The following is a 14983-nucleotide window of genomic DNA, read 5'->3' as shown; positions in this document are numbered from 1 at the left end:
TTGTACGGCATTCAAGAGGTTGAGATTCAACCACAAAAGATTTTTTTTGCTCTGTTATTTTTTTATTATAGTTTTGTGTATTTGTGTAAGTGATAAATATAGATTCTATGAATTAAAAATTATGATAATAATCAATAAATTATAAACTTATAATATTTGTTTTAAAAATTTTTTTTGAGAAAAAGTGATATTTTAGAAATTAATTGAACTTATATTGAATTATAAATAAGCAATTGATCGAAATTTTTCTATAGAAACTCAAAATAAAGTGCGTGAAATTGGCAAAAAATTAATCAATTAATAATAATTTTTATTCAAACTAAATTTTTTAAGTATTAAAAATGACACTTATTTGACTAAATTTTCAAAAAGTTCACGCATTCCTTGAGTCGCTGACATCTTTAATAATTCATATTGCTTGGGAACACGTAAATAATCTGCATTCGGGTCTATATAGTAGGCTTTACATTGATTTGAAATTTCATGAACTAAAGCTGCAACTGGATATACGCTTAATGTCGAGCCGATCACAATAAAAATATCTGCACTCTGTACTAATTGAATTGCTTCTTCATAGGCAGGTACAGCTTCACCGAACCAGACAGCATGTGGACGCAACGGATAGCCATCTGGGCAAAAGTCTTGTTCTAAATCTAGCTTCCAGCCGTTAATATCGTAAAACTGTGTTGTAAATTGTGCATTCGGGCCAGAGCTTTTCGCTAAACGAATATTTCCATGCAAATGTAAAACTTTGGAACTTCCAGCCCGCTCATGTAAATCATCAATATTTTGAGTAATCACTTGTACGTCAAAGTAGTCTTGCAGTTTGGCAATATATTGATGAGCTTCGTTAGGTTCAGCCTCTAAAATATTTTTACGTCGCTCATTATAAAAGCGTTGAACTAGAGCAGGGTTCTTTTGCCATGCTTCAGGTGTGGCAACTTGTTGGATGTCGTAATTTTCCCATAGACCATTACTGTCACGAAAAGTGCTAATTCCACTTTCAGCACTCATACCTGCGCCTGAAAATACAACAAGTTTTGCCATAGAAGTCACCTATTCATACCACTAATTTTAAATAGATAAAGAAAAACCAGTTTAAGACTAAACTGGTTTTTATCAAATATTGAAAGCAATGCCTAACTTTTATAAGCCAGCTTCATATTCTGAATTTGTTAAAAGTTTTTCAACATCAGCAATGTTGTCTGGTTTAATTTTATAAATCCAGCCTTTACCATATGGATCTTCATTTACAAAGTCTGGATCATCTTCAAGATCAGTATTCACCTCTACTACTGTACCTGATACAGGGGCGTGAATATCAGATGCTGTTTTTACTGACTCTACTACACCAGCTTGTTCACCAGCGGTAACTTGACTCCCAACTTCCGGAGTTTCAACGTATACTAAATCGCCAAGTTCATCTTGTGCATGATCGGTAATCCCTGTAATAACAAGATCACCCTCAATCTTTACCCATTCATGTGTACGTGCATACTTCAGTTCCGAAGGATGATTCATGGTAACTCCTTAAGCTTGTGTCCAATAGTTTTTAACATTATAAGTATGGGTCTTTACGCCAGTTGCTCGGACTGCGACCACTCCAGCGTTTAAAAGCACGGCTAAAATTTGCAACGTCCGAATAGCCAAGTTCATCTGCAATTTGTTCAAGACTATAATCTGTACGTGAAAGTAAAGATGTTGCATGTCGATAGCGAACTTCATCAACTAACGTTGAAAATGATGTTCCTTCCGCTGCTAATTGACGTTTGAGTGTTCGATCAGACATATGTAGACATTCAGCTACATTTTCGATGCTTAAATAATGTTGTTCAGAATTACTTAAAATATCACGAACACGCATTGCTAAACGACGGCGTTCACCTAAAGCAGAAAGTTCAGCTTCACATTGATTAATGGCAACTTGACTGGCGATTGGATCTGAATTGATTAACTTAAGTCCTAAGTATTTTTTATCAAAACTTGAGATCAAATGTGGTTGATTAAACCGAATTGTACTGCTTAATTTATTTCTATATTTTTCAAAACCTTCTGGTTCAGGAAAATCTAAATCTACATCGCCAGCTAAGTCTTCAATCCCCGTAATTGCTTTGGCCATACTCATAATACCAATGGTCAAACCTAAAACGATTTCTGTACGTAAAGGCTCAAGTTCGATATCACATTGTAATTGTAAAGTCGCTTTGGGGCCAAACGTTGAAAAATATAATTGTAAAAAGGGTAAACGTAATTGAATAAAGCGTGCTGCAAGAGCAATTGCTTCTGTAATATCCTTGGCTGTCATAATTGCATAGCCAATGAAGCCATGAATCGAAATACGCATTTGAGTACCTAGATGGTAACCCAACGTAGTTTCACCAGTTAAATTAAGCGCGTGTTTAACCAGTTCATTTGCTACAGGTGTAGAAATACGATAATCAGGATCGGCCAGTTGCTCACTAGTAAGATTAAATGGAGCGAATAATGTTTCATCGTTGTATCCCCAACGCGAAACAACATCTAATAGCAATAGGCCATAGACTCCTGGAATACCTTGATCTTGACGAGCTGAGGTAATTTTCATATGCGTTCCATTGCTCTCATCAATTTGTCATATGCATTTCTTACGCATCTTGTCATGAAATATAATCTGAGTTTATAAAAACTGTTAGACAATCATATCAACCATGTTTTAAACATTCTTTTTAAAGACAACAATTTTTGTTGTTGAAATAAGTAATACGTCACCATTTTGATTTAAGGCTTGCGTAACGTAACTTACAATACCACGATCTAATTTTGTTTTGGATGGTGTGATTGCTGAAATTTCAGCTTCAACATGAATTTTATCACCCGGTCGAGTAGGGCGTGGCCACCGTAAACTTGATTCCGAACCGATTAAGCCACCGTGAATCGGCATACATTCTGTCCATAATCGCATAGTAATTGCAGAAGTATGCCAACCACTAGCAGCGATCCCCTGAAAAATTGGATCGTGCTTAGCTTGTTCTTCATCTATATGGAAGGGTTGAGGGTCATACGAGCTTGCGAATTTTTTGATTTCATCTAAGGTAATTTCATATTCACGGCTAATGAAACGATCACCAATTTTCAAATCTTCTAAATAAAGCATTAATCTTGACCCTGTAATACTTTTTGCTCAATTAAGAAACCACCTGTTTGACGTTTCCATAATTGTGCGTATATACCATCTTGCGCAATTAACTCTTCATGAGTTCCTTGTTCAGCAATTCGACCTTCATCAAGAACGATTAAACGGTCCATTTGTGCAATAGTAGATAAACGGTGAGCAATTGCAATAACGGTTTTATCAACCATTAGGTCATTTAAACTTGCCTGGATCGCTGCTTCAACTTCCGAATCTAATGCACTTGTTGCTTCATCTAAAATAAGAATAGGAGCATCTTTTAAGAATACACGTGCAATAGCAATACGCTGTCTTTGCCCACCAGAAAGTTTGACACCACGTTCACCTACCTGAGCGTTATAACCACTACGTCCTTTTAAATCAACTAATTGTGGAATAAATTCAGCAGCTTTGGCTTTATTTACAGCATTTTCCATGTCCGCATCAGACGCATCTGGGCGGCCATATTTAATATTTTCTGCAACTGAGCGATGTAATAAAGACGTATCTTGAGTAACTAAAGCAATATTGGCTCTTAGACTATCTTGAGTTACATCTTCGATGTTTTGGCCATCAATTAAAATAGCACCTTGCTTAAGATGGTAAAAATGTAAAAGCAACTGAATAAGCGTCGACTTTCCTGCGCCAGAACGTCCAACAATTCCTATTTTTTCGCCTGCTTTAATATGTAAGTTGAAGTGATCAATTACATTTTTATTATTATAAGCAAAGCTTACATCCTTAAATACAATCTCGCCTTTGGTGACGTTCAGTGATTTTGCATCTGGTTTGTCTTGAATATTGATTTTTTTACCTAATGTTTGCATACCATCTTGAATGGTTCCAACATTTTCAAATAAGGCTGACATATGCCACATCATGAATTCAGCCATACTATTAAGTTTTAAAATCATTGCAGTCGTTGCTGCGATTACACCTAATGCCGCTAAACCTTGAGTCCATAACCAAACAGAGGTACCAATTACACCTACAAACAAAACAGCAGACAACATATTAATGCTGACTTCAAAGAGGGTGCCTAAACGCATTTGAGCATAGACTGTTGTCATAAACTCTTTCATTGACGCTTTTGCGTATTGGCTTTCACGACCAGCGTGAGCAAATAATTTTACAGTTTGAATGTTAGTGTACGCATCTGTTACGCGGCCAGTCATGATCGCTCTAGCATCGGCTTGTTGCTGAGAAACTTTACTTAAGCGGGGGATAAAGAACCATGCGCTCAATAAAAATAAACTTAACCAAACTAAAAGAGGAATAAGCAGGATTGGCGAAATTGCCCCAAGAACAATACTGACCGTAATAAAGTAAATGCTGACGTAGGCCAACATGTCACCCAAAATAATCCAGAACTCACGGATTGCTAATGCTGTTTGCATAACTTTGGCAGAAAGTCGTCCTGCAAAGTCGTTATGGAAAAAGTCTAAGCTTTGCTTCAATAAAAGATTATGGAAGCGCCAGCGCAAACGCATTGGGAAGGTACTATATAAAATCTGATGTTTGATAATAGATTGTATATTTACAAAAAAGATATTAGTAAATAAAACACCAATCAAAATTAGTAAATCATTAGTATGCTGACTTAAAAAGCTTTCAGGATGACTTTTACTTAACCAATCTACGAGTTGTCCAATCTTTGAAAAAAGTAAGGCTTCAAAGCTTGCAGCACCTGCTGTAAAAAGAATAAGTAAAAATAAATAAGGGCGTACGCCTTCCGTAGCTTGCCAAACAAATGGGAAAAAACGAGTCGGTAAAGGTTCATCCAAACCTTTAGTTGGGTAGGGATCTACAAGTTTTTCAAACCACTTCAGCATGAATTACTACCTTTGAGACAAAAGCCACTTAATTAAATCTTGCAATTTAATTTGCAAAAAGTCAGTTAGATCAATATCACTTAGGGTTTCGATCTTGTGAGTATGTGCAAATACACATGAACTGATTATGTTGTACGTCTTTAATTAATAGATGACGCAAAAATTGGAGACCTGAAGAAATCTTCAGAACGTCGCGAGGACTAAAATATTATTCATTATATCGAGATTAATAGATAAATGGTGAACGAATTTATTCTTTAAGTATTTTTTTCTTCGTATTTTGAACATTTATTAAATTATTACAGCTATACATATTAGAAAGGCCTTTAGATTTGTATCATAAAGGCCAAATTATGGTATTACCACATTAAGTCATCTGGAATAACATATGCTGCATATGGATCTTCTTCATCGGTGGCCTGTTCATTTTTCTCAGCATTATTAATTAAAATGAAACCTTGCATTTTTTGATCAATTTTTTCAGCTAACGCTTTTGGAAGATAGGCGTACTGATCTTGATCTTTAGCAATGACTAAACTACCAGCAACAAGTGCGTTATAAACTTGCTGAGATAAATAAACTTTTTTGATTTTATTTTCATCAATAAACTGATAAGCCACATCACCAGCAAAATCAGTAATTTTATGTTGTTTAATCATCTGAATGATTGATGCTTTAAGTGCTTTTTCTTCAAGCTGTTTCTGTTTTTCTAAATTTAAAGCCTGATCTTTAGCTAATTTTTCTTGTTGAGCTTTTTCAATATTCGCTTTGATTTCAGCCTCATCACTGAGTCCAAGGCGTTGTTCGTGATGAGCTTGTTTAGTTAATTTTTTTGCTTTTTTATTATCAACTAAACCAGCTTTGAGTAGCTGTGCTTGTAAGGCATTTTTAACCATGTCTTAATCCTTATGTGAAGTTGAAGTGCTATAAAGATAAACTACCCAGTAAGAGATACTTAAGGCTAAGCTTAAAATTGCCGGCAATAAAAATGATTGTAGTTTCAAATATGGATGTACTACAGCGGAAAGAATTCCACCCAATAGAAAGCCAGCAAAAATAAGTAAATGTAAAACAATACGACGTTTTTCTACAATTAAGCCTCTGGCTTTATATCCAAGCGCTAAACCAATATCTGTCAATACACCAGATAGATGGGTAGTGCGGATGATCGTTCCTTTATAGTGGCTTACCATCGCATTTTGTAAACCCATTGCTGTACATGCCCATAATAATCCATAGCGTGGAAAATAAGGAAGTAATAGCCAGCAAAGAAAAATAAAGAAGGCTACAAGGCTCAAAGGTAAACCGTAACGACGATCTAGTCGAAAATGACTGCTGCCTAAAATAAAACCACTATAAAATGAACCGGAAACATAACAAATAATCACCAGAAGCAAAAAAATAATATGTTCTGGTTGCCACTCTACCAAACTCATCGCTAGCATACTAACGTTGCCAGTCATATGTGAAATCGATTGATGTAAAAGGGTAATTAACCCTAATACATTAATCATTCCAGCATTAAATGCCAGTAAAAAGGCTCCAAGTTGGAACCAGTTTGGTAGGCGCTGAAGTGGCATTTCGTTTATGAAGCTTGCTTAGAGCGGATATCTACAGCTGCAGTAAATAAAACATCTGTAGAAGAGTTAAGAGCTGTTTCTGTAGAGTCTTGCAATACACTGATAATCATACCAACAGCTACAACTTGCATAGCAATTTCTGTTGAAATACCAAATAGACTACAAGCTACTGGAATCAGAAGTAAAGAACCACCTGCAACACCAGAAGCACCACAAGCTGAAACAGTAGCAACAACTGATAAAATAACCATTGTCGCAAAATCAACATGAATGCCAAGCGTATGTACAGTAGCTAATGTAAGTACAGTAATCGTGACTGCTGCACCTGCCATATTTACTGTTGCACCTAAAGGAATAGACACACTAGCTGTAGATGGGTTAACACCTAAACGCTCTGCCAAATCTAAGTTAACTGGAATGTTTGCTGCTGAGCTTCGAGTAAAGAAAGCTGTAATACCACTTTCTTTTAGACACTTAAATACGAGAGGGTATGGATTTCCACGTATAGTAAGGGCAACAAGAATAGGGTTGATAACTAAAGCAACAAAGAACATGGTACCTAACAATACCACTAATAATTGTGCATAGCTTTCAAGTGTTGCAAGACCGGCATCGGCAAAAGTCACAGCAACTAATCCGAAAATACCGACTGGTGCAAAAGCAATTACTTTATGAATAATAGCGCTTACAGCATGTGATACATCCTGCATCACTTGTTTTGTGGTATCTGAGCTATGGCGCATAGCTAAACCTAGGCCAATTGCCCAAGCTAAAATACCAATAAAGTTAGCTTCACCAATTGCTTGAACAGGGTTCGCAATAAAGCTTAAGAGCAAGTTTTTTAATATATCTGCGAGACTACCAGGCGCTTGTAAATCATTATGTGAAACTGTATTGAGGAATAATGTGCTTGGAAAAGAAAGACTGACAATCACAGCTGTGAAAGCTGCAAGCAACATACCTGCCACATATAGAATCATAATTGGGCGTAAATTGGCGCTATGACCCACTTGGAAGTTGGCAATAGAAGAAAGCACCAATACAAAAACTAAAATAGGGGCAACCGACTTTAAGGCTTTAATGAAAAGCTCACCAAATAAACTTAAGTAAGGCGTAACGTTCGGAAATAGTAATGCAACGCCTATCCCTAGAATAATGGCGATAATAATCTTAGTGACTAAGCTTAATCGAGAAAAGAATGCAAGCATATAAAGGCCTTATTAACCTAATCATGGCTAAAGGTTGAACAAGCGGAGTATTTTATACTTAAGTGATGTGAATCTTAAGCTTTTTTATAGCACCTATAAGTATTTATAATTAATGGTAATATTAAATATTTGTTTTTATTGGCCTTAATTTAATAATTTTAATTTTGTAGTTAGTGGTTTTGCTTGTTAATTGCTCATTAAAAAAACTAGGTATATCAAAAAGCTGTGAAAGCATGGAATAGGCTAAAGAAAATAGAGTGGCAAAAAGTTAAATATGGTTGAGCTTTTTAGAAAAGCTACGCGAATTTTCAAAACTTTGTGCTTGGATTGGACTCTAAGCTTTCAAGCTGAAAAATCGCATATTTCAGGAAGTTACTACTATTATTATAAATTTATAATTTAAAAAATATTATTTACTTGCACAGTACAGCTGATGAAGCGTATTTAAAATTGAATGCATATTGTCATCCTTAATTGAATAAAAAATTTGCTTACCATCACGACGGGTTGATACAACATCACTTTTGCGTAGCATCATAAGTTGTTGTGAAAGAGTGGGCTGGGTAATTTGGGTCTTCTCTTCAATTTGAGAAACATTTAACTCCTCATAAGCTAAGTGACATAAAATTAATAAACGATCTGTATTAGCCAAAGATTTAAGAATTCCAACGACTGAATCAGCCGCATTTTTCATTTCTTCAATTTGGAGTCCATCTTTCATACTTTATACCTATATCAATATAGCGGGCATAGTATAGATTGATCTTACGAAAATGAATGTAGCAAAACTAATCAATCCAATTGTTTTTGTTGAAAAGCAATATAAGAGGAATTGATAAATAAGTAGTCTTTCTAATTAAAAACAACTATTTGTAGTTATTTTGTGTCTAAAGTGTTGCTTTGTGTTATAAGTGTAATTGTTAAGTATAAGTGAACCGAAGTCAACCTAAAATAATTCAAATTTAGTTCCAATAAATAGTTAAATCTAATTTATCTTTAAGCAAATCATAAAAAATGATTGAGTTTTTATTTTTTAAATATATAATCTGTTTTGTACAGACAGGTCTGTATATTTTGGTTTAGTAAGGTCGAAAAAAACGTCTAAATTTGAACCAAAATGACTTTCAGACGCAGCGTGATACACAAGAAGAATCATTAAATATAAGAAGAAGAATATCACGCTTTATTTTTATGCAGCTCTTTCAAAGTCGATTAACTTTTCTACTCGAGTCCAGTAATCATTAATCTTTATTGAACCATGTTCAACTTGAGCTTGTATGGTCATGCCTTCCAAAATATTAACTAATAACAAGGATAGGGGAACTGGTTCTTTTACATCATACTGATTAAGCAAATTTTGCATGAGTTGAGTTAACCAGGCTTTATATAGTGTTGCTGGTTGATGTGTTGAAGGATATTGTTTTAAAACCTCTTCCAAAGCCTTTTGAAACATACAGCCATTAAAATCTTCGCTATTAAACCAGTCGGAATACCATAAAAAAACTGCTTTAATTCTTGCAAGAGGGTCTAACTCATCATGTTTTGATAAGGCTGCGGTAAGAGAGTTTTGTAAAAGCGTATTACGTAGAAGTAGACACTCTTCAATTAATTTTTCTTTTGACGGGAAATGCTTATAAAAAGTCATTTTTGCAACGCCAGATTCATTAATGATGCGATCTACACCTATAGAATTATAGCTATACGAGTTAAAAAGTCTTAATGCGGTGTTAATAATGTCATCTTTTTTCGACATATTTTAGCCTCTCACAAATGAATTGCTATTAGCTTGAATGGTGATCTTTATCAATGAGAATCTAGATGACTTAATTTTACAAGGTATTGTTTGTTATTGATAGAAAAAAGATATTATTTTTTTAAACGCTGAAGTTTTACTTTTTAAGGAAAGAGGAAATAATTTCTAGAATATATTTTTAAATAATTTAGCTTTTAAATTTTCTAAATTATATTTCAAACTTCTTGAAGTTAATTATTTTTACCATAAGTTTATTTAGAATCTTAAAGCAATATTGACCAATAATCTATTTAGAAAAATGGACTTTTCATTTCCATAAAAAGCCCATTTTCGGTAAAGCTTTCTATTCTGATGGAGGTAAAAGCATCAAAATAGATTCATTGAGTAAGTAAGCAACATTCTCAAGGATTTCAAGCTCATTAAATTCGCTATCGAAAGCTAGACTTTCCCCATTAGCGATAGCTCTTAATTTTGGTGCGAAAGTTTCAGCTATACATAAAGCTTCGCCATTTCCCCAGAAGCTTAGAACTCCATTATTTTCTGTGTAGAGTAAGCGAGAGGCTGGCTCTAATAGAACTTCATAACCCTCGTGTAAAATCTCCTTAAGATCATCAGCTTCAATCTCATCAGGTTCTGGAATATTATCAGGATATTTAGGTTCACTCATGTACGATATGATTGCTGCATCAAGTGCCGAAGAATCTTGTAACTGAGCTAAAACTAAATCTTTGAGGTAGCTCAGTTCAGTTGCATTCATTTCGCCAATTTGGCTTATTTGTTTGCGTGCGATATCTATAACAGGGTTTTGCAATAAAGTATTAGCTGAAAATTGATCACTAATACGTTCCATCATTCCTGCAACGTTTGGCATGCGAAAGCCAAATGAGAACGTTAAACAATCATCTTCAGCAACCCCGTAATGTGCCATTCCAGGTGGAACATAGAGTAAATCACCTGGTGCTAAAACTTCATCAAATTGCACATCTATTTCTGGCAAAAGTTTTAATGGTTGATTGGGTACAAATGCAGTATTTACATCGCACATTTGTCCTAGCTGCCAGCGACGGTGTCCATGACCTTGAACTAAAAACACATCATAGAAATCGAAATGTTTTCCAACTGAACCACCCTTAGGTGCATAAGACACCATAATATCGTCGCGGCGCCATTGAGGAATAAAAGGAAATTTTTTCCACAGTTCAGAAAGATCAAAAGAGTAGTGATCTACTGCTTGTACTAAAAGAGTCCATAATTTTGGTAGCTTTTGAAAGTCACCTTTGGTTAAGGGTGAAGACTTTACATGCCATTCATTTGGATTTCTATCTTTTTGGCGAATGAGTCGGGCACTTGCATGTTCTTCTAAAGCAAGTTCTTGCACATCTTGGGGTTCTAAAAGACCTACAATCTCTGGCAATCCGTTACGTACCAACAAAGGTTTTTTCTGCCAATATTCTGCTAAGAATTGTTCGGCAGTAATACCGCCTAAAACTGTTAAAGGTTCTGTCATGGAAATAACCTATTTGTAAAACATTTAAAATTAAGGAATTTGTAGCTCAAGCTGCCTTAAAATATGGCAAAGTTGAATCATAGGAAGACCCATAAGTGTTGTTTGGTCTTGGCCTATCATTTTTTCAAACAAGCTGATCCCTAAACTTTCACACTTAAAGCTACCAGCGCAATGTAGTGGCTGATCTAATAAAACGTATCGTTCAATTTCAGCTTGATTCAGGTTTCGAAATTTAACTTGATAATGTTCAACGAGTGTTTGTTCAAAGTTTCTATCGAGCCATTGCACGCTAAGAGCTGTACTAAAAAAAACAGTTCGACCAGAATTATCTGCTAGTTGTGATTTAGCATTTTCAATAGTCATCGGTTTGCCAATAAAGTCATGCGGGGCATGTTCTCGCCACGCGACTTGATCTGAACCAATAACGATTGCTGATGGATTCTGTTTAGCAATCACTTGGGCTTTTGTGAAGGCGAGTCTTTTCGCAAGTTCATCGGCATGGGTTTCATTGCGAGGGCTCTCATCAATATCAGGACTAATACAAATATAATTAATTCCAAGACGGTCCATTAAGTCTTTGCGAGTTTGACTACTGGATGCCAAAATAATTTGTGGCTGAACCATTACACTGCAAATTCCATTAATACATCTAAAGGTACATAGCTTAATACAGCTTGATGACATGCATGTATTTTAATAGGAGGGGCTTCACCCGCTTGATAAGCCTCTACCCAGCGAGTTACGCAGATACACCAGAAATCGCCCGGTTTCAGACCAGGGAAACCCACTTCTGGCAAAGGAGTAATAAGATCATTACCAATTTTCTGAGAGAAATTTAAGAAATCAGAGGTCATTTGTGCACATACGGTATGCTGACCAAGGTCTGTTACTGCTGTGTGGCAGAAACCATTTCTAAAATAGCCTGTAATAGGGTCAAAGCAACAACTTGCTAAAGGTTCCCCTAAAACATTTAAGCGATTGATTTGTGGATCTGGATGAATAGACATAATGGGTGAAATATCAAATAACTACCTCTATCATAATCAAAACTGGGGCTTTCTACAGCTTTTATGCAAAAAAACTAACCTTTTTTGATGTAATCATTTAAAATTGGCGCGTTTTTAAAATCATAAAGAGAGCTTTACATGAATTTTCAGCGTATGACTGACCTTAACTTAACAGGCAAACGTGTCCTTATTCGTGAAGATTTAAACGTTCCTGTCAAAAATGGTGTGATTACTAGCGATGCTCGCTTACGTGCAGCATTACCAACTATTAAAGCTGCTTTAGATAAAGGCGCAGCAGTGATGGTATGTTCACATCTAGGTCGTCCTGTTGAAGGTGAACCAAAGCCAGAACAATCACTTGCACCAGTCGCTGCTTATTTAACAGAAGTATTGGGCCAAGAAGTTAAATTATTAACAGATTATCTAGAAGGCGTTGAAGTTGAAGCTGGTCAAGTTGTATTGCTTGAAAATGTACGCTTTAACCATGGCGAAAAGAAAAATAATCCAGAGCTCGCTCAAAAATATGCTGCATTATGTGACGTATTTGTTATGGATGCATTTGGTACTGCTCATCGTGCAGAAGCATCTACTGAAGGTGTAGCTCGTTTTGCTCCAGTTGCTGCTGCTGGTCCTTTGTTGGCTGCTGAGTTGGATGCTCTAGGCCGTGCAATGCAAACTCCAGAAAAACCAATGGTTGCAATTGTTGCTGGTTCTAAAGTTTCAACTAAACTCGATGTTTTAAACTCACTTTCTAGTATCTGTGATCAACTGATCGTTGGTGGCGGTATTGCAAATACATTCTTAGCGGCTGCTGGTTTCAATGTTGGTAAATCATTATATGAAGCTGACTTGGTTGAAACTGCTAAACAAATTGCCGCTAAAGTAAGTGTTCCACTTCCTACAGATGTTGTGGTTGCTGATGCATCGCAAATTAATTTTGAAGATTTCTTAGGTTCTTTAGCAGCAGCTCAAGCTGTTGTGAAGAAAGTAGAAGATGTGACTGCGAATGACATGATTTTAGATGTTGGTCCTGAAACTGCTAAAGCATTTGCTAATATTTTAACAACATCAAAAACGATTCTTTGGAATGGCCCAGTGGGTGTATTTGAAGTAGATCAATTTGGTGAAGGTACTAAAGCGCTTTCTCTTGCTGTTGCTCAATCTGAAGGGTTCTCTATTGCTGGTGGTGGAGATACATTAGCTGCGATTGATAAATATAATGTAGCTGATCAAATTGGTTATATTTCTACAGGTGGTGGTGCGTTCCTTGAGTTTGTTGAAGGAAAGACATTGCCTGCAGTGGCTGTTTTACTTGAACGTGCTTAATACTGTTATATAGAAATAAGAAGGGATTGGGTAGCCAATCCCTTTTTCATTGATAAGTCATTAAACTGTCATATATCTGCAATAAAATGTCGAGCATTAAATCACCAACTGTGGACAATAGTGATGAATTTAAAGCTTACATTTGCTGCTGTGTTAATTGTACCGATGATGTTGACTGCTTGTGCGAAGAAAGATGAAGCATCTCAAGCTGGACAAGAATCGGCAGCTTCTGCTGCTGTTTCAGAAAAAGTAACGCCTGAGCAACAAGCAGCAATTGATGCGATTGATAAGCCAGTTCTAGATGAAAAGAATACAGATGTGGTTGAAGGTAGTGCGCCAAGTGAGGCTGCTGCTTCAGAAACACATTAATTTGTTGTTTTTTGTTAAAAAATCCCTGCAAATGCGGGGATTTTTTTTGAAATACTGTGATTTGTTGCTGAATTGAAATAAATGACAGGGTAGAATAAGCCGCACTACCTGGGAGGATATTATGGCACTCATTTCAATGCGCCAGCTCTTGGATCACGCTGCTGAACATAACTACGGCGTACCAGCATTTAACGTAAATAACTTAGAACAAATGCGTGCAATTATGCTTGCCGCGGATGCAACCAATTCACCTGTAATTGTTCAAGCATCAGCTGGAGCTCGCAAATATGCAGGCGCTCCATTCTTACGCCATCTTATTTTGGCTGCAATTGAAGAATGGCCACATATTCCAGTGGTAATGCATCAAGACCATGGAACAAGCCCTGATATCTGTCAGCGTTCAATTCAGCTTGGCTTTAGCTCAGTGATGATGGACGGTTCATTAGGTACAGATGGTAAAACACCTACATCGTACGAATACAACGTTGATGTAACTCGTAATGTTGTTGCTTTAGCACATGCATGTGGTGTTTCTGTCGAAGGTGAGATTGGCTGTTTAGGTAGCCTTGAAACTGGTATGGCTGGCGAAGAAGATGGTGTTGGTGCAGAAGGTGTACTTGATCACTCACAACTTCTTACTTCTGTTGAAGAAGCGACTCAGTTTGTTGCCGATACTAATGTAGATGCATTAGCGATTGCTGTAGGTACTTCACATGGTGCTTACAAATTCACTCGTCCACCTACAGGCGATATCTTGGCGATTGACCGTATTAAAGAAATTCATGCGGCATTACCAAATACTCATCTTGTTATGCATGGTTCAAGTTCTGTACCGCAAGAATGGTTGAAAGTAATCAATGAGTTCGGTGGCGATATTAAAGAGACTTATGGTGTACCTGTTGAACAGCTTGTAGAAGCAATTAAACATGGTGTTCGTAAGATCAATATCGATACAGACTTACGTTTAGCGTCTACTGGTGCAATTCGTCAGTTTATGGCTGAAAACCCTGCTGAGTTCGATCCACGTAAATACTTTGCTAAAACTGTAGATTCAATGAAGCAAATTTGTATTGATCGCTATGAAGCATTTGGTACAGCTGGAAATGCTGACAAGATTCGTCCAATTTCTTTAGAGAAAATGGTTGATCGTTATAAATAATTCCCGTTAGGGTCTAATTTATAGAAACCGGTTATTTATATAACCGGTTTTTTTATTAGGTAAATTCCATTCATAAAAAAACCTGTGATAGACA

16 protein-coding genes are annotated in these 14983 nt (G+C 36.2%); 3 read left to right on the top strand and 13 right to left on the bottom strand.

What is annotated here, in order from left to right:
* Window positions 1–348: 348 nt before the first annotated feature.
* From KTI79_RS09220 to KTI79_RS09160, 13 genes are all read right to left on the bottom strand, one after another.
* Entirely contained in the window at window positions 349–1056 is a 708-nt protein-coding gene (locus tag KTI79_RS09220; RefSeq protein WP_079284158.1) for an SIR2 family NAD-dependent protein deacylase, read from the bottom strand.
* Window positions 1057–1146: 90 nt separating this feature from the next.
* Window positions 1147–1521, bottom strand: a complete 375-nt coding sequence (gcvH, locus tag KTI79_RS09215) for a glycine cleavage system protein GcvH (protein WP_016145072.1) — start codon at window positions 1519–1521, stop codon at window positions 1147–1149.
* A gap of 37 nt (window positions 1522–1558) precedes the next feature.
* Window positions 1559–2584 carry an AraC family transcriptional regulator gene (locus KTI79_RS09210; protein ID WP_016141223.1) on the bottom strand — a complete coding sequence of 342 codons (1026 nt, stop codon included), beginning with the start codon at window positions 2582–2584 and terminating at the stop codon, window positions 1559–1561.
* A gap of 108 nt (window positions 2585–2692) precedes the next feature.
* The gene (locus KTI79_RS09205) at window positions 2693–3133 is read right to left on the bottom strand and encodes a MaoC family dehydratase (protein ID WP_002121358.1); all 441 of its coding nucleotides are present in this window, start codon (window positions 3131–3133) and stop codon (window positions 2693–2695) included.
* A complete protein-coding gene (locus tag KTI79_RS09200) occupies window positions 3133–4980 on the bottom strand; it encodes an ABC transporter ATP-binding protein (protein WP_032053777.1) in 1848 nt (615 codons plus the stop codon). Before KTI79_RS09200 ends, KTI79_RS09205 begins: the two co-directional genes overlap by 1 nt.
* Before the next feature lie 359 nt (window positions 4981–5339).
* Entirely contained in the window at window positions 5340–5876 is a 537-nt protein-coding gene (locus tag KTI79_RS09195; protein WP_016141220.1) for a DUF2058 domain-containing protein, read from the bottom strand.
* Between the two features lie 3 nt (window positions 5877–5879).
* Entirely contained in the window at window positions 5880–6560 is a 681-nt protein-coding gene (locus KTI79_RS09190) for a YoaK family protein (protein WP_032053778.1), read from the bottom strand.
* Between the two features lie 5 nt (window positions 6561–6565).
* Complete coding sequence (gene sstT / locus KTI79_RS09185; RefSeq protein ID WP_086375776.1) at window positions 6566–7768, bottom strand: serine/threonine transporter SstT; 1203 nt, start codon at window positions 7766–7768, stop codon at window positions 6566–6568.
* A 409-nt stretch (window positions 7769–8177) separates the two neighbouring features.
* Window positions 8178–8489, bottom strand: coding sequence for an ArsR/SmtB family transcription factor (locus KTI79_RS09180; protein WP_002121379.1), 312 nt, complete (start codon window positions 8487–8489; stop codon window positions 8178–8180).
* 468 nt (window positions 8490–8957) lie between these two features.
* Window positions 8958–9521: a TetR/AcrR family transcriptional regulator gene (locus KTI79_RS09175; protein WP_032053780.1), complete on the bottom strand. Its 564-nt coding sequence runs from the start codon at window positions 9519–9521 to the stop codon at window positions 8958–8960.
* 343 nt (window positions 9522–9864) lie between these two features.
* Window positions 9865–11028, bottom strand: coding sequence for a cupin domain-containing protein (locus KTI79_RS09170; protein ID WP_032053781.1), 1164 nt, complete (start codon window positions 11026–11028; stop codon window positions 9865–9867).
* A gap of 30 nt (window positions 11029–11058) precedes the next feature.
* A complete protein-coding gene (locus KTI79_RS09165) occupies window positions 11059–11652 on the bottom strand; it encodes a Maf family protein (RefSeq protein ID WP_032053783.1) in 594 nt (197 codons plus the stop codon).
* Window positions 11652–12035 (bottom strand): DUF2237 family protein, encoded by a 384-nt coding sequence (locus tag KTI79_RS09160; RefSeq protein WP_002121396.1) that lies wholly within the window; start codon window positions 12033–12035, stop codon window positions 11652–11654. Before KTI79_RS09160 ends, KTI79_RS09165 begins: the two co-directional genes overlap by 1 nt.
* A 138-nt stretch (window positions 12036–12173) precedes the next feature.
* On the opposite strand from KTI79_RS09160, the gene KTI79_RS09155 reads away from it, so the two are divergent.
* From KTI79_RS09155 to fba, 3 genes are all read left to right on the top strand, one after another.
* Window positions 12174–13361: a phosphoglycerate kinase gene (locus KTI79_RS09155; protein ID WP_032007254.1), complete on the top strand. Its 1188-nt coding sequence runs from the start codon at window positions 12174–12176 to the stop codon at window positions 13359–13361.
* A gap of 123 nt (window positions 13362–13484) precedes the next feature.
* Window positions 13485–13730, top strand: a complete 246-nt coding sequence (locus KTI79_RS09150; protein WP_032053784.1) for a hypothetical protein — start codon at window positions 13485–13487, stop codon at window positions 13728–13730.
* A gap of 121 nt (window positions 13731–13851) precedes the next feature.
* Complete coding sequence (fba, locus tag KTI79_RS09145; protein ID WP_002121428.1) at window positions 13852–14889, top strand: class II fructose-bisphosphate aldolase; 1038 nt, start codon at window positions 13852–13854, stop codon at window positions 14887–14889.
* Window positions 14890–14983: the final 94 nt, after the last annotated feature.

Source organism: Acinetobacter sp. WU_MDCI_Abxd143 (genome assembly GCF_025514195.1).
GTDB lineage: Bacteria > Pseudomonadota > Gammaproteobacteria > Pseudomonadales > Moraxellaceae > Acinetobacter > Acinetobacter pittii_H.
Note: the sequence above shows the minus strand (reverse complement) of the source record. Positions and strands in the feature narration are given on the sequence as shown.

Bases quoted from the DNA above. Each gene is read 5' to 3' on its own strand.
- fba (WP_002121428.1), top strand. From the start codon at position 13,852: ATGGCACTCATTTCAATGCGCCAGCTCTTGGATCACGCTGCTGAACAT.
- KTI79_RS09200 (WP_032053777.1), bottom strand. From the start codon at position 4,980: ATGCTGAAGTGGTTTGAAAAACTTGTAGATCCCTACCCAACTAAAGGT.
- sstT (WP_086375776.1), bottom strand. From the start codon at position 7,768: ATGCTTGCATTCTTTTCTCGATTAAGCTTAGTCACTAAGATTATTATC.
- KTI79_RS09155 (WP_032007254.1), top strand. From the start codon at position 12,174: ATGAATTTTCAGCGTATGACTGACCTTAACTTAACAGGCAAACGTGTC.
- KTI79_RS09165 (WP_032053783.1), bottom strand. From the start codon at position 11,652: ATGGTTCAGCCACAAATTATTTTGGCATCCAGTAGTCAAACTCGCAAA.
- KTI79_RS09175 (WP_032053780.1), bottom strand. From the start codon at position 9,521: ATGTCGAAAAAAGATGACATTATTAACACCGCATTAAGACTTTTTAAC.
- KTI79_RS09170 (WP_032053781.1), bottom strand. From the start codon at position 11,028: ATGACAGAACCTTTAACAGTTTTAGGCGGTATTACTGCCGAACAATTC.
- KTI79_RS09205 (WP_002121358.1), bottom strand. From the start codon at position 3,133: ATGCTTTATTTAGAAGATTTGAAAATTGGTGATCGTTTCATTAGCCGT.
- KTI79_RS09210 (WP_016141223.1), bottom strand. From the start codon at position 2,584: ATGAAAATTACCTCAGCTCGTCAAGATCAAGGTATTCCAGGAGTCTAT.
- KTI79_RS09180 (WP_002121379.1), bottom strand. From the start codon at position 8,489: ATGAAAGATGGACTCCAAATTGAAGAAATGAAAAATGCGGCTGATTCA.
- KTI79_RS09150 (WP_032053784.1), top strand. From the start codon at position 13,485: ATGAATTTAAAGCTTACATTTGCTGCTGTGTTAATTGTACCGATGATG.
- KTI79_RS09190 (WP_032053778.1), bottom strand. From the start codon at position 6,560: ATGCCACTTCAGCGCCTACCAAACTGGTTCCAACTTGGAGCCTTTTTA.
- KTI79_RS09195 (WP_016141220.1), bottom strand. From the start codon at position 5,876: ATGGTTAAAAATGCCTTACAAGCACAGCTACTCAAAGCTGGTTTAGTT.
- KTI79_RS09160 (WP_002121396.1), bottom strand. From the start codon at position 12,035: ATGTCTATTCATCCAGATCCACAAATCAATCGCTTAAATGTTTTAGGG.
- gcvH (WP_016145072.1), bottom strand. From the start codon at position 1,521: ATGAATCATCCTTCGGAACTGAAGTATGCACGTACACATGAATGGGTA.